Source organism: Drancourtella sp. An12, from assembly GCF_002160935.1.
Lineage (GTDB): Bacteria > Bacillota > Clostridia > Lachnospirales > Lachnospiraceae > Sellimonas > Sellimonas catena.
In genome coordinates, this window is the sequence record NZ_NFLO01000017.1 from 41,188 (window position 1) to 61,830 (window position 20,643).

At 48.7% G+C, this 20,643-nt stretch carries 16 protein-coding genes; 14 read left to right on the forward strand and 2 right to left on the reverse strand.

The window, feature by feature from the left end:
* Positions 1 to 55: 55 nt before the first annotated feature.
* The 9 genes from B5E64_RS13460 (at position 56) to B5E64_RS13500 (ending at position 14,762) form a co-directional block, all read left to right on the forward strand.
* A complete protein-coding gene (locus B5E64_RS13460) occupies positions 56 to 3,100 on the forward strand; it encodes a glycoside hydrolase family 2 TIM barrel-domain containing protein (protein ID WP_087168982.1) in 3,045 nt (1,014 codons plus the stop codon).
* A 15-nt stretch (positions 3,101 to 3,115) separates the two neighbouring features.
* Positions 3,116 to 5,128, forward strand: coding sequence for a beta-galactosidase (locus B5E64_RS13465; RefSeq protein ID WP_087168983.1), 2,013 nt, complete (start codon positions 3,116 to 3,118; stop codon positions 5,126 to 5,128).
* Between the two features lie 80 nt (positions 5,129 to 5,208).
* Positions 5,209 to 5,565, forward strand: coding sequence for a molecular chaperone Hsp90 (locus tag B5E64_RS13470; protein WP_087168984.1), 357 nt, complete (start codon positions 5,209 to 5,211; stop codon positions 5,563 to 5,565).
* 132 nt (positions 5,566 to 5,697) lie between these two features.
* The gene (locus tag B5E64_RS13475; protein WP_087168985.1) at positions 5,698 to 7,983 is read left to right on the forward strand and encodes an EAL domain-containing protein; all 2,286 of its coding nucleotides are present in this window, start codon (positions 5,698 to 5,700) and stop codon (positions 7,981 to 7,983) included.
* The gene (locus tag B5E64_RS13480) at positions 7,973 to 9,358 is read left to right on the forward strand and encodes a diguanylate cyclase (RefSeq protein ID WP_162610191.1); all 1,386 of its coding nucleotides are present in this window, start codon (positions 7,973 to 7,975) and stop codon (positions 9,356 to 9,358) included. The genes B5E64_RS13475 and B5E64_RS13480 overlap by 11 nt, the downstream gene beginning before the upstream one ends.
* A gap of 4 nt (positions 9,359 to 9,362) precedes the next feature.
* Positions 9,363 to 10,220 carry a DUF5685 family protein gene (locus B5E64_RS13485; protein ID WP_087168987.1) on the forward strand — a complete coding sequence of 286 codons (858 nt, stop codon included), beginning with the start codon at positions 9,363 to 9,365 and terminating at the stop codon, positions 10,218 to 10,220.
* Positions 10,201 to 10,845, forward strand: a complete 645-nt coding sequence (locus B5E64_RS13490; RefSeq protein WP_087168988.1) for a DnaJ domain-containing protein — start codon at positions 10,201 to 10,203, stop codon at positions 10,843 to 10,845. Before B5E64_RS13485 ends, B5E64_RS13490 begins: the two co-directional genes overlap by 20 nt.
* Positions 10,836 to 11,366 (forward strand): hypothetical protein, encoded by a 531-nt coding sequence (locus tag B5E64_RS13495; protein ID WP_087168989.1) that lies wholly within the window; start codon positions 10,836 to 10,838, stop codon positions 11,364 to 11,366. The genes B5E64_RS13490 and B5E64_RS13495 overlap by 10 nt, the downstream gene beginning before the upstream one ends.
* Before the next feature lie 153 nt (positions 11,367 to 11,519).
* Positions 11,520 to 14,762 carry a UvrD-helicase domain-containing protein gene (locus B5E64_RS13500; RefSeq protein WP_087168990.1) on the forward strand — a complete coding sequence of 1,081 codons (3,243 nt, stop codon included), beginning with the start codon at positions 11,520 to 11,522 and terminating at the stop codon, positions 14,760 to 14,762.
* 162 nt (positions 14,763 to 14,924) lie between these two features.
* On the opposite strand, the gene B5E64_RS13505 is transcribed toward B5E64_RS13500, so the two are convergent.
* Together B5E64_RS13505 and B5E64_RS13510 are read right to left on the reverse strand one after the other, a co-directional pair.
* The gene (locus B5E64_RS13505) at positions 14,925 to 16,034 is read right to left on the reverse strand and encodes an MBL fold metallo-hydrolase (RefSeq protein ID WP_087168991.1); all 1,110 of its coding nucleotides are present in this window, start codon (positions 16,032 to 16,034) and stop codon (positions 14,925 to 14,927) included.
* 16 nt (positions 16,035 to 16,050) lie between these two features.
* Positions 16,051 to 16,380 carry a helix-turn-helix domain-containing protein gene (locus B5E64_RS13510; protein WP_087168992.1) on the reverse strand — a complete coding sequence of 110 codons (330 nt, stop codon included), beginning with the start codon at positions 16,378 to 16,380 and terminating at the stop codon, positions 16,051 to 16,053.
* A gap of 195 nt (positions 16,381 to 16,575) precedes the next feature.
* On the opposite strand from B5E64_RS13510, the gene acgA reads away from it, so the two are divergent.
* From acgA to B5E64_RS13535, 5 genes are all read left to right on the forward strand, one after another.
* Positions 16,576 to 16,821 carry an ACGX-repeat peptide gene (acgA, locus tag B5E64_RS13515; RefSeq protein ID WP_087168993.1) on the forward strand — a complete coding sequence of 82 codons (246 nt, stop codon included), beginning with the start codon at positions 16,576 to 16,578 and terminating at the stop codon, positions 16,819 to 16,821.
* Between the two features lie 139 nt (positions 16,822 to 16,960).
* The gene (gene acgM, locus B5E64_RS13520; RefSeq protein ID WP_087168994.1) at positions 16,961 to 17,998 is read left to right on the forward strand and encodes a radical SAM/SPASM domain protein, ACGX system; all 1,038 of its coding nucleotides are present in this window, start codon (positions 16,961 to 16,963) and stop codon (positions 17,996 to 17,998) included.
* Positions 17,995 to 18,999: a zinc-binding dehydrogenase gene (locus B5E64_RS13525; RefSeq protein ID WP_242960211.1), complete on the forward strand. Its 1,005-nt coding sequence runs from the start codon at positions 17,995 to 17,997 to the stop codon at positions 18,997 to 18,999. The genes acgM and B5E64_RS13525 overlap by 4 nt, the downstream gene beginning before the upstream one ends.
* Positions 18,978 to 19,598: a 4Fe-4S binding protein gene (locus tag B5E64_RS13530; protein ID WP_087168995.1), complete on the forward strand. Its 621-nt coding sequence runs from the start codon at positions 18,978 to 18,980 to the stop codon at positions 19,596 to 19,598. The genes B5E64_RS13525 and B5E64_RS13530 overlap by 22 nt, the downstream gene beginning before the upstream one ends.
* Before the next feature lie 10 nt (positions 19,599 to 19,608).
* On the forward strand, positions 19,609 to 20,529 hold the full coding sequence (locus tag B5E64_RS13535) for a Sir2 silent information regulator family NAD-dependent deacetylase (RefSeq protein ID WP_171027963.1): 921 nt from the start codon (positions 19,609 to 19,611) through the stop codon (positions 20,527 to 20,529).
* The last annotated feature ends 114 nt before the right edge of the window (positions 20,530 to 20,643 follow it).

The following is a 20,643-nucleotide window of genomic DNA, read 5'->3' on the forward strand; positions in this document are numbered from 1 at the left end:
AATGCGGCGGACTCCTTTTTTCATACAAAGATTCAGGGAAAAAGAGGAGGAAACTATGAGAACATTTAATTATGAAAACGTAAAGAATCCGGAGTATTTCTGTGATGGAAGAGCAGAGGCTCACTCCGATCATGCGTACTATGCGTCCGAAGCGGACAGAGAAACAGGATGCAGTCTGTTTCAGGAGAGCCTGAATGGAATCTGGAAATTCCATTATGCGAAAAATTATGACGCAGCTGTGCCAGGATTTGAGAAAGATGAATACTGCTGTGCTTCCTGGGATGATATCCGGGTGCCGGCCCATATCCAGATGGAGGGCTATGATGCGCCGCAGTACGCGAATACACAGTATCCGTGGGAAGGACGTGAGGACATCCGTCCGGGAGAGATTCCGGAGCACTTCAATCCGGTCGCAAGCTATGTGAAATATTTCCGCGTGCCGGAGAGAATGAAAGGCAAACGTCTTTTTATCTCCTTCCAGGGGGCAGAAAGCGGCATGGCTGTCTGGGTAAACGGTACCTTTGTGGGATACAGCGAGGATACCTTTACACCGTCCGACTTTGAACTTACTGACTATGTAAGAGAAGGCGAAAACAAGCTGGCTGTGCAGGTATTCAAATGGACGTCCGGAAGCTGGTGTGAGGATCAGGACTTCTACCGCTTCTCCGGGCTTTACCGGGATGTCTACCTGTACACGGTGCCGGAAGTCCATATCCGTGATCTCAGAATCCGCGCAGTTCCGGATGAGACGCTGGAAAAGGCGGAGCTGGAAATCTGCACCCGGACATGGGGAAGCGGAAAAGCAAAGTTCGTGCTTTCTTACCACGGAGAAGTTTGCTTCGAGGAAGAGAAGGAACTGAATGGAGAGAATGTCTTTACCTGGGAGATCGATCATCCGGCGCTCTGGAGTGCGGAAAAGCCGAATCTTTATGACCTGTCGATTACCGTGACAGACGCCTCCGGCACTTTGATGGAAATCATTCCGGAGAAAGTGGGATTCCGCAGATTTGAGATGAAAGACCGCATCATGACACTGAACGGTAAGAGAATTGTCTTCAAAGGGGTTAACCGGCATGAATTCAGCTCTGTGAGCGGAAGACATGTATCGGAAGAGGAGCTTCGAAAAGACCTGACCATCATGAAGCAGAACAACATCAATGCAGTGCGGACATGCCATTATCCGAACTCCTCTTTGATCTACAGACTCTGTGATGAATACGGTCTGTATCTGATTGATGAGGCGAACCTGGAGAGCCACGGAAGCTGGGATACCTATCCTATGGACGGGGATGAAGATTTCATTGTGCCAAATGACAAACCGGAATGGCTTGCGATGATGCTGGACCGTGTGAATTCCATGTACCAGAGGGACAAAAATCATCCGTCCATCCTGATCTGGTCCTGCGGAAATGAGTCTTTCGGAGGAAAAGATATTTATGAAATGTCTCAGTTTTTCCGCAAGGAAGATCCGACGAGACTGGTACATTACGAAGGCGTCTTCCAGGATCGCCGCTACAATGATACCAGCGATATGGAGAGCCAGATGTACACACCGGTGGAAAAGATCAAGGAATTCCTTGCAAAAGACAGAAGCAAACCATTTATCTGCTGTGAGTATACCCACGCCATGGGAAATTCCTGCGGGGCAATGCACAAGTATACCGATCTGACAGATACAGAACCGCTCTATCAGGGAGGATTTATCTGGGATTACATTGACCAGACGATTTATAAGAAAGACCGTTATGGAAATGAATTCCAGGCATACGGCGGCGATTTTAATGAAAGACCGACCGACTACAATTTCAGCGCCAACGGGATTGTATACGGCGGTGACAGAGAGCCGTCCCCGAAGATGCAGGAGGTAAAATTCAACTACCAGAATATTACAGCCGAAGTGACAAAGGATCAGGTAAAAGTCATCAACAAGAACCTCTTCCTGAACACCGGTGTGTATGAATGCGTGGTAACAGCGGCCCGGAACGGAAAGACAGTCAGAGAACTTGTTATGGCAACCGATGTGGAACCGCTCTCCGAGAAGGTGTACGATCTGCCGCTTCCAAAAGAGACGATTCCGGGAGAATATACGATCACGGTTTCCTTCCGGCTGAAAGAAAACACGATCTGGGCGAAAGCAGGACATGAAGTGGCATTCGGACAGTATGTCTATGCGATCAGGGAAGAGAAGAAAGCATGCAGGCGTCCGGTAAAGGTAATCCGCAGCAAGCATAACATCGGTGTCAGGGGAGAATCTTTTGAAGCGATTTTTTCCGGGCCGGAAGGAGGACTTGTCTCCTACCGTTATGCAGGAAAGGAAATGATCAAGGAAATTCCAAAGCCGAATTTCTGGAGAGCTCCGGTGGACAACGACCAGGGCAACCAGATGCCGAAACGGTACGCACAGTGGAAGATCGCCAGCATGTACGCGTCACACAAGGATTACCGGGGGGACGACCTTTGCAAAGTTCTTCTGCCGGAAGTAGAGGCGGCGGAAGATTCTGTCAAAGTGACATATACCTACCTTCTGCCGACGAATCCGGTCAGCGAGTGTAAGATGACCTATGTGGTAACCGGTGACGGCACGGTGCAGGTAACACTTTCCTATGATCCGGTGAAAGAACTGGGCGATATGCCGGAATTCGGCGTGATGCTCAAGCTGGATGCGGACTACGATCATGTGACATGGTACGGACTCGGACCGGCAGAGACTTATGCGGACAGGAAGAAAGGCGCGAAACTTGGAATCTACCAGAATCTGGTGAAAGACAATTTGGCAAGATACATTGTGCCGCAGGAATGTGGAGCCAAAGAAGAAGTACGCTACGCAAAAGTGACCGACAGAAGCGGAAGAGGAATGCTGTTTGAAATGGATGAAAAGAGTGGACCGATGATGTTCTCCGCGCTTCCTTATACACCGCACGAACTGGAAAATGCAAAGCATCCGTATGAACTTCCGCAGGTTCATTACACGGTTGTACGTGCGGCTCTTGGACAGATGGGAATTGCAGGAGACGACAGCTGGCTGTCTGTTACGCATCCGGAATATCTGTTAAACGCAGACAAAAAGATGGAGTTTACATTCCGTTTCCGCGGAATCTAAACAGGAGGAGTAACAATGTTAGGAGAAAGGATTCTCCATGGAGGAGATTACAATCCGGATCAGTGGCTGGACCACCCGGAGATTTTTGAAGAAGATGTAGCGCTGATGAAAAAAGCGAACGTGAACTGCGTAAGCCTCGGCATTTTTGCCTGGGCTTCGCTGGAACCGGAAGAGGGGGTCTATCAGTTTGACTGGATGGACCGGATCATCACAAGGCTTGAAACGGAAGGGATTCAGGTTATCCTGGCAACCCCTTCCGGGGCAATGCCGCACTGGCTCACTCAGAAATATCCGGAAGTGATGCAGGTGCAGGCGGACGGCAGAAGAAATCTGCCTGGAAAGCGCCACAATTTCTGCTATACCTCACCGGTGATGCGTGAGAAAATCACGGCAATTGACCGGGAACTGGCAAAGCGGTTCGGAAAAAGAAGCAATGTGATTCTCTGGCATATTTCCAATGAGCTTGGAGGAAACTTCGCGGATTCCGTTTGTCATTGTGAACACTGCCAGGCGGCATTCCGTATCTGGCTGAAGAAAAAATACGGTACACTGGAGAAACTGAACCGGGCATGGTGGAATTACTTCTGGAGCCACACCTATACGGACTGGGATCAGATTCACAGTCCGGTTCCGAACGGGGAGACAACAAGTACAGCCCTTGTGCTGGACTGGAGACGGTTCTCCACGGAACAGATGAATGCCTTTTACCAGCTGGAAGCACGGACGGTAAAAGAATATTCAGATCTTCCGGCTACAGCGAACTTTATGTACTTCTTTAAAGGGATGGACTACAACCGATTGAAAGAAGGCGTGGATATTATTTCATGGGACAACTATCCGTACTGGCACAAACAGAAAGATGAGGTTCCGACGGCGGTGAAGGCAGCAGCAAATCACAGCCTGATGCGCTCCCTTCGGAAAGAGCCGTTCCTTTTGATGGAAAGCTCTCCGTCCGCCATCAGCTGGCGCGAGGCCAATCCGCTGAAGCGGCCGGGTATGCACATGCTTTCCAGCATGCAGGCGGTAGCACATGGATCGGATTCCGTACTGTATTTCCAGTGGCGGAAAGGACGGGGAGGCTTTGAAAAGTTCCACGGTGCCGTGCTGGATCACAGAAACGGATCGGATACCCGGGTATTCCGGGAGGTGACCGAACTGGGCGAGAGACTATCAGGTCTTGGCGAGCTCATTGATCATACAGTAAACAGGCCGAAAGCCGCCATCATTTTTGACTGGGACAACTGGTGGGCAGTGGAAGATACGCAGGGACCGCGTCTTGACTTTAATTATGTGAAAACGATCCTCAAACACTACCGTGTGTTCTGGGAAAACGGCATTGAGGCCGATCTGGTGGATATGAACGATTCTCTGGAAGGATACAGCCTTGTGGCGGCGCCGTTGAACTATATGTACAAGGAAGGATATCCGGAGCACGTAAGAAAGTTCGTGGAGAACGGAGGTATTTTCGTTAACACCTGCTTCAGCGGTATGGTGGATGACACAGATCTTTGCTTTACCGGACAGTCCCCGCTGGAAGATGTGCTGGGAATCATTCAGGAAGAGATTGACGCGCCGTCTGAGGAATTTGAGAATCAGTTTACCTATGGCGGATCTGTTTATCCGGCACAGTACCTTTGCGAGATCGTACATGCGAAAGAAAACACAGAAGTGCTTGCAGTTTACGAAAAAGATTTCTACGCCGGCTCTCCGGTTGTGACACGCAACAGCTTCGGAAAAGGAGAGGCATACTATCTGGCGGCAGAATCCAGCCTCGATTTCCTGCGGGCGTTTTATCAGGATCTCTTTCGGGAAGCCGCTCTGGAAAACGCGCTTCAGACAAAGCTGCCGTACGGTGTGACCGTGACAGAACGTGTCGGTGACAATGGAAAACGGGTTGTGTTTGTTATGAACTTCAAAAATGAGCCGGTCTGCGTAGAAGGAATCGGAAAATGGACCGATGCGGAAACAAAGGAAGTGTACGAAGGCACACTGGAAATGAAACCGTTTCAGTGTATGATTCTGATTTAATTAGAAAATAGATGGTCCGATCCGGACCGGATTGTGCTACAATAGTAGGAGAGAAAATTTTCAGAAAGGGTGTGTACAGTATGACTCAGGAAACATTAAATTATGTAGTAGAGAAGACAAAAGAGCTGATGGCAGCTCCGTCATGCAGTCAGGAGGCAAAAGATGCAGCACAGGCATGGCTTGACGCTGTAGGAACCGAGAACGAGGCAGAAGAGACGAAAAAATATATTGCCGAACTCGAAGAAGATATCATGACGCTGGACGGACTGATCGCATTTGCAGAGTCCGAAATGGGTGCTCAGGTATTCGGAGCAGAAAAGACAAAAGAAGTCGCTGCTCATGGAAAAGAATTAAAAGCTGCAGGCAAACAGTACTGTGACTGCCCTGCATGCGCAGCTGTAGAAGCAATCCTCGCGAAGAAGGACGAGCTTTTATAATTTTATAGTGCAACGGAGAGTGTAGAAAAATATCTTCAACCATTATAAGATGGTTGGAGATATTTTTTTGCACTCCTTGACACCTCATACTTCTCTATTTTATGATAAAAGCATGTTAAAGGATGTGGAAATATGAGCGAAAAACAGTTGATGAGAAGGCTGAGGAAAATCACAGCGGTAGTTGTGGTGATCAGCATTCTATTGTTCCTCGGGGGAGGCTTTATTACATCCTCGCTTGGCCGGGTGCAGAAAGATACCATGACAACGCAGATGATTTCAGAGGCGGAAGAATACAAGGCAAATGTACTGCGTAAAATCAAGATGGATCAACAGACACTCCAGACGCTGGCGAGTTTCTTCCGGTTCAGCAATACGATCAGCATGATTGATACGGATGCCTTCGCGAACGGTCTTTATGAATCGAACCGGCATAACAGTTTTATCCAGATGGGTTATTTTACGGAAGACGGCGATGGAATCCGGGTGACAGTTGATAGAGAGATTAAGAAAAATGTCCGTATGGAAGATCTGGAAGAGGAACTGCAGGCGAGTATCGGAGAGGCGTGGCAGGGGGAGAGCGCGGTGTCCAGAGTCTATGAGGATGCCCGGACCGGGGAAAAGGTTTTTTCCTATGCTGTTCCTGTCTATCAGGGAGACGAGATCACAGGTGTGCTGACTGCGAAAGACAGCATTGAAGCATTTGAAGATATTCTGGATGATAAGACGGCTATGAACGGTTATGGTTATGTCCATATGATCGGAAAGGAAGGGAAGTTTCTGATTCGTTCTAAAAATAAAGTCGTCAATAGAAGAGTGGAGAGTATTTTTGACGGGAACTATATCACAGAGGCAGAAAAGGAGAAAATCCGGGAAGCGATCGATAATGATGAGAGCGTGTTCAGTAAATTCCGGTATCAGGGAACGGCGTATCAGATTTATCTGAATCCGATCGGCCTGAATGGCTGGTACCTTTTCTGTGTTGATACAATGCAGGGGGTGAATGCGCCCATTTATCAGATGATCAATGTTACAAGGGCAATTTTTATCGGAGTCCTTTGTCTGAGCGTATTTCTGCTGATTTATGGGTACCAGATGCTGAGAAAGAATCATAAACAGCTGATTGAGCTTGCTTACTATGACTCTTTGACAGGAGCATATAATACGGTCCGCTTTATGCAGGAAATGAAGGATGCGCTGTCAGGACCGGAAAAGTACAGTGTCTGCGTTCTGAATATTCATCAGTTTAAATTTATCAATGAAATATTTGGGCGCGCGCAGGGGGATAAACTTCTCTGTCATATCAGTCAGGTATTGAAGGAAAGTGTGAATCCGGGAGAGTATTTCTGCAGAGATACCGGTGACTTTTTCTGGATGATTTTAAAAGGGCAGAATGAAGAAGCGATCAGAGAGCGTCTCTATGAAATGATGGAAAAGATCAGCCGTTTTTCATTGAGCCAGCATCACAACTATCAGATTATGATCTATTGTGGAGTGGCTGTGCGGCGGGATGACAGTTCCGCAGAAATGATGATGACGCATGCAATGTTCGCACTTCAGACGGCCAAAGGAACGGACCGGAATAATGTCTGGTTTTATGACGTGGAGCTTCACAAGCAGGAAACGTTGCAGAACTACATCGAAAGTCATATGCATCAGGCGCTGAAGGACAAAGAGTTCCGGATGTTTTTACAGCCGAAGATGGATATGAGGACGGGAAAGCTTGGAGGCGCAGAAGCGCTTGTCAGATGGATTCCAAAAGACGGGACAATCATCTATCCGAACCAGTTTATCCCGCTGTTTGAAAGCAATGGGTTCTGTTCCAGCCTGGATATGTATATGGTGGAAAATGTCTGCAGGAAAATCCGGGAGTGGATAGATGCCGGGATCACACCGGTTCCGATTTCCGTGAATCAGTCAAAGATCCTCTTTTACGAGGAAGACTATGTGGAGAATCTATGTGCTGTTCTGGAACGGTACCGGATTCCGGGCGATCTGATTACGCTTGAGATTCTGGAGGGACTTGCCGCAGGAAATATTGATGAACTCAATGAGAAGATCGATCAGTTAAAGGAGAAAGGCTTCCGCATTTCCATGGATGATTTCGGAAGCGGATATTCTTCTTTTAATACACTTGGAAAACTCCATATCGATGAGCTGAAGATGGACCGGGTATTTTTGTCGGCAATTACGGGAAAAGAAGATGAACGACAGGAGATTATTATGGCACAGGTAGTGGATCTGGCAAAGAAGCTTCGGATTTCTACTGTAGCGGAAGGTGTGGAAACAAAAGAAAATGAAACATTGATCCGGACACTGGGATGCGGCTACGGTCAGGGATATTACTACAGCAGGCCGATTGATGAGGATGAATTCGACAGGAAGTATATGGAAAAGGGGAACGGAAATCATGAAGTGTAAGGAAAAAGGAGGAAAGACGTGGGAATACAATCCGGTCTTTCAGACTTTAAATCAGTTTTATAACAATGCATTGACCAGGCGTGACGCACAAAAGGCGGCGGCACTGGTGACAGAAGATGTCTATTTCCTCGGTGCCTCCGAGGTGGTGTTCGGGCGGGAGGTATTCCGTCAGTTTCTGGAAGGGGAACTGAACAGCGTCAAAATGCCGATTCTTTATCAGATTACGGACTACAGGGAAAAGGAGAGGGGAAGCCATTCCTGGGACTGCTACTGCCAGATTGAGATTGCCATGCAGGGGAAAGAACATCATGAACATGAAAGTATTGCCAGAGTAACTGCTTCCGTCGTGGAGGAAAACGGGGAATACAAGATTGCAGTTCTTCACAGGACACTGTTGGAAGGATATATCCAAAAGGAGGAGAGATTCCCGTTCCGTATTCTGTCAAACCGCCTTGGAAAACTGGATCAGATTTCCAGGCGGGAACTTCTGGACATTATCTGCGAGACAATGCCAAGTGGTGTAATAGGAGGGTACATGGAGGATGGCTTTCCGATTTATATGGTGAATGATAAGCTTCTGGACCTGCTTGGATATACATATGAGGAATTCATGCAGGTCACAGGGGGAAATGTGCTGAACCGGATCTGGAAAAAAGATCAGGAAGAAGCAATTGCCGCAGCAGAAAAAGAATGTCAGGAACATGGGGAATACGAGATTGAATATCGAATGATGAAAAAAGACGGGAATTTTGTGTGGGTTTATGACCGGGGAAGAGTGATCACTACGCAGGACGGTCGAAGGGCGGTAATCAGCCTGATCGTCGATATTTCTGAAAATGTGCGTATAAAAAACAATCTGTTTGTAGAATCCGTGACAGATCCGCTGACCGGACTTTACAACCGCAGAGGCGGTGAAGTGATGGTGACACAGAAACTTGGAAGCGGCAAGCCTTATATTTTTCTGATGCTGGATATCGACAGATTCAAGGAAGTCAATGACTTCTACGGCCATCACGAAGGAGACAATGTCTTGAAGTATGTTGCGGAGGAACTGAAGCACTGCTTCCGGCGGGATGATGTGATCATCCGGCTTGGAGGCGATGAGTTTGTGATTTTTGTGCATCCATGTACCAGCATTCCGGCAATCGAGAATAAACTGGCAGGAATCAGCACGGTATATCAGGAAAAAATTGATCAGGAGTACCCGAAAAGCAAATCCTCCCTATCTTTTGGAGGGATTTATGCAGATCACGGAATTCCGTTCGTGGAATTATACAAAAAAGCGGATCAGATTTTATACGAGGTAAAACAGCAGTGTAAAGGAACCTTTCGCATCGTAAATGCAGAGGAAGAAAAAACAGCAGAACAGGAGTAGTTTGATGTTTGGATATGTGACAGTCTGTGAACCGGAACTGAAAATGAAAGATTTTCGAAAGTACAGGTCGTATTACTGCGGGCTGTGTCAGGAGTTGAAGGAAAAATATGGATTTTCGGGGCAGATGACATTGACCTATGATATGACGTTTGCGATTATTCTTCTGACTTCGCTGTATGAGACTGAGACAAAGACAGAACAGAGGCGCTGTAAGGTGCATCCGGTGAAAAAGCAGACGATGAGAAGAAATGAAATTACAGAATATGCGGCGGATATGAACCTGCTGCTCGCCTATTATCATCTGGAGGATGACTGGGCGGACGAGAAGAAACCGGCGGCCCTCGCCGGAAAGGGAGTACTCCGGAAAAAGGCAGACAGGATCATTCGAAAATATCCACGCCAGAGCCGGGTGATCAAAAAGGCGCTGCGGGGTATCCGAAAGTGTGAAAAAGAAAACTGTATGGATCTGGACCGGGTCTCCGGGTACTTCGGGCGGATGATGGCAGAGCTTTTTGTTTACAAAAAGGATGTATGGGAAAAAACGCTTCGAAGAATCGGATTTTTTCTCGGAAAGTTTATCTATCTGATGGACGCGTACGATGATCTGGAGGAAGACAGGAAAAAACACTGCTACAATCCGCTCATCAGAATTTGTGAAGAAGAGGATTTTGAAGAGCGGATCCGGGGGATTCTCTGCATGATGATTGCGGAGTGCAGCGCAGAATTTGAAAAGCTTCCGTGCCTTTTGGATGTAGACATTTTGAGAAATATCCTGTATGATGGAGTGTGGAATCGTTATAGATTAATTCAGATGAAAAAGCAGGAAGGAAAGGAACAGGATCATGTCAAAGAATCCGTATGATGTATTGGGTGTATCCCCAAACGCATCTGACGAAGAAGTAAAAAAAGCATATAGAGAGTTAACAAGAAAATATCATCCTGATGCGAATGTAAACAATCCGCTGGCAGATCTTGCAGAGGAGAAGTTTAAGGAAGTACAGGAAGCATATGATGAGATTATGAAAGAGCGTGCATCGGGCGGAAGCTCCGGCGGTTACTCCTACGGGGGCGGTTCATCCTATGGCGGAGGCTCTTCCTACGGCGGAAACAGCAACGACGTTGAGATGCAGGCAGTCTTTAACTATATTAACAACAGACGCTACCGTGAGGCGCTCAATCTTCTGGACAGGATGCCGAACCGGACCGCGATGTGGTATTACGCAAGCGGTGCGGCAAATGCGGGGATCGGAAATCTGGTTGTAGCAAGAGAACATGCCGCACAGGCAGTGAATATGGAGCCGAATAATGTGCAGTACCGTCAGCTGCTAAATCAGATTGACTGGAACAGCAGAAGATATCAGAATAATCCGTACGGAGGCGGATACGGTGGAAACTCATCCTGCGGTACGGGAAATATGTGCTGTGATTTGTGGCTGGCGGATACGCTGTGTGAATGTATGGGAGGAGATCTTTGTTCATGCATGTAAAAGGGAAAATGATGGCGTTCTGCGGTCTGTTCATTGCACTGTCGGTCGTTTGTATGTCTCTCGGAAGCGTGATTGAGACGAATACGCTCTTCCTGCTTGCAGCTGCTTCATTTTTTGTAGGTATTGTAATCAGGGAGTTCGGAATGAGGACAGGAGGAGCCTTTTATGTGGCTGATGTTCTGCTCGGTCTTCTGATTGCACCGAACAAGTTTTATGTTTTCTCCTTTGCGGCGATGGGGCTTTATATCGTGATCATCGAAGCGGCATGGAGATTTCTGGGACGTTCCAGCCGGACACAGCGGCAGACTATTTTCTGGGCAGTCAAATATATGGCGTTCAATGTCATGTATATTCCGATGCTGATATTTTTTGAAGAACTGATTCTGGGCGGGCAGAAACTTTCCCCGATTATGACGGCCGGAATCTGGATTGCAGGCCAGATTGCACTGTTTATCTATGACCGCGCATATGAGTATGTACAGGCCCATGTCTGGACGAAAATCAGAGGAAGAATGTTTTAGAGGGATGCTATTTTTAGGTCTCGGTATACAGTAGTGTACCGGGGCCTTTTTATAATGCCCGGGAGTTTGTTTTCCCGTGTCCGGCTTGACCGGATCTTCAGACCGCGTTACAATTTCGGTAGTTCTATTTTTACAAATGAGGAGTTTTGTGCGATGTATATTGCGGATTTACATATCCACTCCAGATATTCCAGAGCCACCAGCAAAGACTGCACACCGGAACATCTGGATCTGTGGGCAAGAAGAAAGGGAATCCACCTCGTCGGAAGCGGGGATTTCACCCATCCGGCATGGCGGGAAGAGTTAAAGGAGAAACTTCGGCAGGATGAAAACGGTCTCTATGTCCTGAAAGAGGAATACCGGCTCCATGAGGACTCGGTGCCGGATGACAGGATTCCGCGCTTTGTGATTACCGGGGAGATCAGTTCGATTTACAAGCAGGGCGGAAGGGTGCGGAAAGTACACAGCCTGATCCTGCTTCCGGATATTCAGAAAGCGGAGATCATATCCAGAAAGCTGGAAGAAATCGGCAACATCCATTCGGATGGAAGGCCGATCCTTGGCATCAGCTGCCATGATCTGCTGGAAATCATTCTGGAACTGTGCCCGGAGGCCGTCTATGTGCCGGCTCATATCTGGACGCCGCATTTTTCCATGTTCGGTGCGTTCTCAGGGTTTGATTCCGTGGAAGAGTGTTTTGGAGATCTCGCCGGCTACGTGCAGGCGGTGGAAACCGGGCTTTCCTCCGACCCGCCGATGAACTGGAGAGTGTCGGCTCTGGACCGGTTCCAGCTGATCTCCAATTCGGATGCCCATTCTCCTGCAAAACTCGGGCGGGAGGCGAATCTTCTGGATACGGAGCTTTCCTATCAGGGACTGAAAACCGCGGTGGAGACAGGAGCGGGACTTCTGGGAACCATCGAATTCTTCCCGGAGGAAGGAAAATATCATATGGACGGGCACCGCAAGTGCGGGCTTTGCCTGAGCCCGAAAGAGACTGAAAAGTACGGCGGGATCTGCCCGGTGTGCGGGCGCAAGATCACGATCGGAGTGTCCCACCGGATTGAGCAGATGGCGGACCGGCCGGAACAGTATCAAAGACCGGGAGCAAAGCGGTTTGAAAGCCTGATTCCCCTTCCGGAAATCATCGGGGCGGCTCTGGGACACAGTTCCGCAAGCAAGGGCGTGCAGAGGGAGTACCAGAAGCTGACGGCAAGACTCGGGGCCGAGTTTGAGATTCTGCGGAATATTCCTGTGGAAGAGATCCGGCATGTGTCCGGCAGACTGATTGCAGAAGGAATCAAACGGCTCCGGGCAGGGAAAGTGACATGGAGCCCGGGATTTGACGGAGAATACGGAAAAGTCCGGATTTTCGATGAGGAAGAGCGTAATGAGACAGACGGGCAGATGGATTTTTTCAGTATGCTGGGAGTGAAAGAAGAGGTAGGAAAGCAGGCAAAATCCGAGAAAACACGGGAGAAAAAAGAGAAGGCTTCGGAGGCTGTGACGGCGAAGCGAAAAGAGCCGGACGAAAAGCAGGAAGAAGCTATAGAAGTAACAGGAAAACGGCAGGCGGAAAATGCCGGAAAGAATCCGGGCAGACTTAATGAGAAGCAGCAGAAGGCGGCACATTCGCCGGCCAGAAGGACGGCTGTCATTGCAGGACCGGGAACCGGAAAAACCAAGACATTGATTGCGAGACTTCTGTATCTGGTGAATGACCAGAAGATAAACCCGGATCGGATTACGGCAGTGACCTTTACAAACCAGGCAGCGGGAGAAATCCGGGACCGGCTGCAGCAGGCTGGAGAGCAGGGCAGCAGTTTTGCCGGACTTCAGACGGGAACATTCCACGCCATCTGTCTGCGTTTCCTGAAGGAGCGTGGAGTCCGGGTTCTTCTGGCGGATGAAACCCGGTGCATCCGTCTGGCAGAAGAGATTCTGGCACGATTTGGAATCGACGAAGAGCCGAAGGAGTTTCTGGAACAGGCGGCCAAATGGAAGGAAATGCAGATTCTGCATCCGGAAGAGGCCGGGGAGAAGGGAGAAAAGGAACCAGACCGTACAGCAACTTATGAGGCTTATGGCGAGGAAATGGCAGGCCGGGGACTCTTTAGCTTTGAAGATCTGCTCCTGGAGACGGTCCGGATGTTAAAGGAACATCCGGAAGAGAAAGGATGGCGGAAGCCGTTCGGGCATCTGCTGATCGATGAATTCCAGGATATCAGCCCGGTGCAGTATGAACTGATGAAAGAGTGGAACCGGGGCGGAGAAAGCCTGTTTGTGATCGGAGACCCGGATCAGGCGATTTACGGATTCCGCGGGTCGGATGCCCGCTGTTTTGAAAGACTGCATCGGGAATTTCCGGATCTGAGCATGATCCGGCTGGAAGAAAACTACCGGAGTACACCGCAGATTTTAAACAGTTCCCTTGCTGTGATTTCTGAAAATCCGGGGGAAGAGCGGATTCTTCATCCAAACCAGAAAGACGTCGGGCCGGTCCGGATGTTAAAGACCGGCGGAGAAATGGCAGAGGCAATCGCGGTGGCAAAAGAGATCGGACGCATGGCAGGCGGGATCGGAATGCTGGAGGCCCAGCGGACGTCCGAAGAAAAAGAACGGAAAATCCGAAGCTTCCACGAAATCGCAGTACTGTACCGGACACACCGGCAGGGAGAACTTCTGGAAAACTGTCTGAGAAAAGAAGGAATTCCGTACGTGGTATCCGGAAGAGAATCCTTTTTGAAAGACGAGACCGTCCGCCGGAGCGCAGCCTTTTTCCGGTACCTTCTGGATCCGGAACAGACGGCGGCAAAAGAAGAAGGAAGCCTTCTGTTTGCAGACGGAGAAGGAAATCCCCTTGGCAGTCTGCTGTTTGAAGAGACGGCACAAGTCTGGAAAAAGAAAATCCAGGAACAGAGCCCGGCAGAACTTCTGAAAGAATGGATCCGGGAGATGGGAATGGAGACGAACAAAGCCATGGAAAAACTATCCCGGATGGCAGTATGCTATGAAACGATAGAAGAACTTCTGACAATGCTGGAACTTGGAGTAGAAAGCGATCTGAAACGCTGCGGGGAGAAACAGTACACCGCAGAAGCAGTGACACTGATGACCCTCCACGGCTCCAAAGGCCTGGAATTTCCGGCAGTGATTCTATATGGAGCAGAACAGGGAAAAATTCCTCTGGAAAACGAATATTACGAGACGGATTTCGAAGAAGAACGACGGCTCCTTTATGTCGGAATGACAAGAGCCAAAGAAGAACTGATCCTCACATCCGCAGGCGAAGAAAGCCCGTTTCTGAAATCAGTCTCCGGTGACCTGCTCCAACGAGAAACAGCCGGCAGGAAAAAACAACAAGAACTCTGGCACCAGATGAGCCTGTTCGAATGATATTCATTGGGGACGTGTTCCGGCGTTTCGGAACCTGTCCCCGATGAAAAAAATCTGACAATTTGAGTTTTCCCTTATTTTATGCGGGTTTCGGGCGTTTTTTGCGTTTTGGGGACGTGTTCCGGTGCATCGGAACACGTCCCCAAAATGGTTAAAATCCCTCTATTTTTCTTCAATCTGGAACTGTACCATGCTTCCAGCCTGTTCGGTTACCCAGAAATGTATGACTTTTTTCATCAGCATATCTTTCAGTACTTTTGTGTGCGGGTGTTTGTATTTATTCTGGTATCCTGCGCTGATGATCAGGACAAACTGTCCGCAGGAAAGTGCTTCGTTGTAATTGTGCATGGAGCCGTGATGTGGAACCTGTACGGTGCCGACGGACGGCATGTAGGCAGAGAGTTCTCCGGTGAGTGCGTCCCAGTTTTCTTTTGTTCCGGCATCGTAGTCCCCAAGATACAGGCAGCCGTCCGGATAGCCGGTCCTGCGACCGGACTGTGGTTCTGTCAGATCCGGCATGAAAAAGCGGTACGGGCGGATCTGGCGGTGATCCGGCGTAAGCGGCCCGGAGTATACGACAAGGGAGTTGGAATTGAGACTTCCCGGTGCGTATTTCTGGTAAATCCGTTTGATATCATCCCAGTCATAGGAGAAGATATCGGATGTCTCAAGGTAGGCCTGCAATGTCTTTTTATCATATCCATTTTTCCTCAAGCCCCGGAAAAATGCCTTGTTTCTTCGGGTATTCTGGAAATTGTAAGGCACATAACCCCAGTCCGGGTTGCTATCGGACACAGTCAGATCCACTGCCTTGCCGGAAGGAACAGCACCGACATTGCCGCCCGGTCTGCGGCTGGAATCCTGCGGCATCACATAAAAGATTTCCGGAGTCTGCGTATCGACAGGAAGGGTGTAATCCTGCACTGCCCCATAAGGATCCACGATAAGTTTGGATAAAAATTCCGATTCTGTATTTTCCAGCCGGGCAATGAGCCTGGTCAGAAGGATTTCTTCCTCCGTCAGGAACGGAAGGTACAGACGTTCCACACAGCAATGGGATAACAGAAATGGAAGTCCGTTGATGTGATCTTCGTGTAAATGGGAAATAAAAACTGCCTGAATCTTCTCCCTGGGCTCAAACGTGCAGGCAATCTGCTTTTCGATAGCGGACCTGCTTGTGGATGAACCGCAGTCATAGACAACATTGACTCCGCAGTCAAACTGTTCTGTATAAAAGGCACCCTGCCCAACAGGTAAAAAACTTCTGATCATGTATGTACCTCCCGTATCATTCGTTCATCATTTTCTGATATGCGGTGCCCCACTGTTCCATGGCATCAAGAATCGGCTCCATGGATTTACCAAGAGGGGAAAGGGCATATTCCACCCGCGGCGGCACTTCCGGATAAACTGTTCTTGTGATGATCCCGTCATCCTCCATCGCCCGGAGACTGTCTGTCAGCACTTTCTGGCTGACTCCTTCCAGGTCTCTTCTCAGCTCATTAAAACGCCACGGCCGCATCCGAAGATTTCTCAGAATCAACAGTTTCCATTTGCTTCCGATCAGCTGTACTGTCGTTGCCACAGGACAGGCCGGCATTTCTTCTTTTGTCATCATCTGGCGTCACCTCATCTCAATAGTTTTGCTGGAAATATTATATCAGATTTGAATGTAACATGCCAGTTGAATCCAGGGGTTATAAAAAGGTAACTAAGTAATAGATTAGTGCGTACTTTTTTCAGGAAGTTCCCGGCAGTACAATAAAACTGCAAACAGGAAGACGTTTAACGACAAAAAAAGGAGGAACAGAATATGTCACTTTTGAATCTGTTTGGATGGAGCAAAAAAATGGAAGAGGCGCCGGCATCTGCATGCGGTACGGCGTGCGGGGCAGCAGGAAAACCGGAGGAAACACCGGCAGCATGCGGCACAGCGTGCGGAGCAGCTGACAAACCGGAAGAGACACCATCTGCATGCGGTTCTGCGTGTGGAGCAGCTGACAAGCCGGAAGAGACACCGTCTGCATGTGGTTCCGCATGTGGAGCAGCTGACAAATAGGAAGCTGGAAGAAGAAAACGGACGCGGACTTCCCGGAAGGCCTGGGCCTCCGGGGAGCCAATGAAGAAGAAATTCGGCAAGAGGCCGATTGACATAGAAAGATCACAGCGGGATGATAGGAAGAGGAAGGAGCAAGGAAATGAAACAGTATTTTTCTTTTCAGTGGCATATCACAGATGAGTGCGATCAGAGATGTAAGCACTGCTATATTTTTTCAGAGGATAACTGCAAAAAACTGGACCAGATGACATGGAAGCAGATGAAGGAAACTTTTTATAACTGTCTGGATTTCTGTAAGGTGTATCACCGCCTGCCATATTTTTATATTACCGGAGGAGACCCGATTCTTCATCCGGATTTCTGGAAACTGTTGGGCCTGATGAAGGAGAACGGGATTCCATTTACCATTCTGGGAAATCCGTTTCATTTAAATGATGAGAACTGCCGGAAGATGAAGGAATATGGCTGTGAGAAATATCAGCTTTCCCTGGACGGAATGAGAGAAACGCACGACTGGTTCCGTAAACCGGGAAGCTTTGATATTACACTGGAAAAGATTAACTGTATCAAAAAGGCAGGGATACGCGCGGTCATTATGACAACGGTGTCCGGCACGAATATCGACGAAATCCCGGACATTATCGATACGGTTGCAGTACATGGAGCAGATGTCTTTGCGTTTGCAAGATACTGCCCGACCAGCGAGGAGAAAGATGTGGGAATTGAGCCGATGCGCTATCGGAAACTTCTGGAAGACTGCGACCGGAAATTCAAAGAGTACGAGGCAGCGGGATGCCAGACGTATTTTAACAAGAAGGACCACCTCTGGACACTGTATGAATATGAAACAGGAGAATTTCAGATTCCGAAGGCAGCAGAAGAAGGCATGATTTACGGCGGATGCAACTGTGGAAACTGCCACCTGACGATTCTTCCGACCGGAGATATTTATGCGTGCCGCAGAGTCCAGAACAGCAAAGTCGGAAATGTTTTTACGGACCGGATTGCAGACGTCTGGATCTGTCAGATGGAGCAGTACCGGGACTATACGAAATTTGAAAAATGTGCCAAGTGTGAGCTTCTGGCATGGTGCCGCGGATGCCCGGCTGTCGCAAGCGGACAGGATGGAAATTTCTATGCCGCGGATCCGCAGTGCTGGAAGGAGGTATCGGCATGATACCGGGAAAGATGAAAGCAGTTGTTCTAAGAGAACCGGCCAGAGCGGAAGCGGTCTGTCTGACAGAGGTTCCGGTGCCGGAAGTCCGGCCAGGCTGGGTTCTTGTGAAGATTCATGCGTTCGGGATGAATCATTCGGAGCAGATTTTAAGACAGAGCGAAATTCGTGCGGATTACATCAAAAAGCCGGTGATTCCGGGGATCGAGTGCGTCGGAGAAATTGTCGATCCTTCGGACAGCCGGTTCCAAACCGGGCAGAAAGTTGCGGCGCTGATGGGAGGCATGGGGAGAAGTTTTGACGGCAGTTATGCGGAATATGTCCTGCTGCCTTCGCATCATGTCTTTGCAGTTTCTTCGGATCTTCCGTGGGAGGAACTGGCGGCAGTACCGGAGACGTATTTTACCGCCTGGGGTTCCCTTTTTGAGGGGCTGAATCTGAAGCCGGAAGATACGCTTTTGGTACGCGGTGCCACCTGTGCCCTTGGCTATGCGGCCATTCAGATCGCAAAAGCCCTCGGTTGTCAGGTAATTGCAACGACACATAAGAAAGAAAAATTAAAACTGCTGCAGGATGCAGATCTTGCCGTGCTGGATATCGGGAAACTTTCCGATGCGATCCCAAAAGCCTCCAAAGCACTGGAACTGGTCGGGCCGAAAACTCTTTCGGATACACTGCGCTGTGTACAAAAAGGCGGCATTGTCTGTGATACCGGGATTCTGGGCGGAACCGGCGTATGGAATGGATTTGATCCGATCAAGGGAATTCCAAACGGAGTATATCTGACAGGCTTTTACAGTAACCAGCCGGATCAGACAGTCATGCAGGAAATCCTGGACTTCTTTGATATTCACCGGATCCGTCCCTGCATTGGAAACATCTATCCGTTTTCTGAAATCCGGGAGGCGTGCATGGCAATGGAACAAGGGAAAGTCAATGGAAAAATTGTGGTGACAATATCAGAAAGAAAAGGAGAAGAGATATGGATGCAAAGACGTGCTTAAAGAAACTGGAATATGTCGGTGTGCTGGCATTTGCTACCGTGGACGCACAGGGGAATCCGCAGGTGAGAAATATCAGCGCCGTCCATTATGAGCCGGATGCTCTGTATTTCTTTACCGCCAGAGGGAAAGATTTTTGCAGGGAGCTTCTGGAAGACGGAAGGGTGCAGATCCTGGGCTATACACGATATAAAGAAATGATCCGGCTGTCGGCACAGGCAAAGCCGGTTTCTCAGGAGGAACAGCAAAAGTGGATCGATACGATTTTCCGGGAGCAGCCGTATCTGGAAAACGTCTACCCGGGAAATACAAGAGAAATTGGAATCGTGTTTGAAATCCGGGACGCTCAGATCGAATATTTCCATCTGGGTGTACATCCGATTTTCCGGGAAACCTATGTCATTGGAAATGGCAGGGAGAAAGAAAAGGGATACCGGATTACAGATTCGTGCATCGGGTGCGGCATCTGCGCTTCGGTCTGCCCGCAGGGATGTATTACACCGGGAGATGCAGGAACACCGTATCACATCAGTCCGGAACACTGTCTGCATTGTGGAAACTGCTCTGAGCACTGTCCGGTATCGGCAATAGAACGAGTATGAGGTGAGAAAGATGTTATCAAGATTGTGGTCGAAAAAACCGGGAGAGTCCGGGGAAATGAATATAGAGAAACTGAAAAAAGCGTTGAATGAGGCGGAGAGTGTGCTTATCGGCGCGGGCTCCGGCCTCTCCACTTCTGCGGGATTTGTCTACACCGGAGAACGTTTCCGGAACTATTTTTCTGATTTTGAGAAACGCTATGGATTTCATGATATGTATTCCGGCGGATTTTACCCATATGATACGCTGGAGGAACACTGGGCATACTGGAGCCGCTATATCTGGATCAACCGCTATATGGATGCACCGAAACCGGTCTATGACGAACTGCTCGATCTGGTGAAAGACAAAGACTATTTTGTCCTGACTACCAACGTAGATCACTGTTTTCAGAAGGCAGGATTTGAGAAACACCGCCTTTTCTACACCCAGGGGGATTATGGGCTGTTCCAGTGCAGTAAGCCGTGCCATCCGAAAAATTATGAAAATGAAGAAGTGGTTCGGCAAATGGTACAGGCACAGGGATTTGAGATTGCAGAGAATGGAGAACTGATTCTGACGGATGGAACAGTGCCAAAACGGCAGATCCCGTCGGAACTTGTCCCTTACTGTCCGAAATGCGGGAAACCGATGGCAATGAATCTGCGCGCAGACGATACCTTTGTGGAAGATGAAGGATGGCACCGGGCAGCAGAACGGTATGCGGATTTCCTGCGCAGACACCAGAATGGAAAGATCCTGTTTCTGGAGCTTGGAGTCGGATTTAACACTCCGGGAATCATCAAGTACCCATTCTGGCAGAAAACAAATCAAAACCCGAAAGCAGTATATGCCTGTGTAAACTACGGGGAGGCTGCGGCACCGGAACCGATTGCGGAGCGGTCGGTCTGCGTGGATGGGGATATTGGGGAGGTGTTAAAAAAATTAAAGTAAAATTATGGACTATTTCCATAGTATGATTTGCAATTTGCATAAACTATTGCTATAATATACTTTGCAAACTAAAAAGAAAAATGAATTGTATAATAGTTGAATTCCAACGGAATA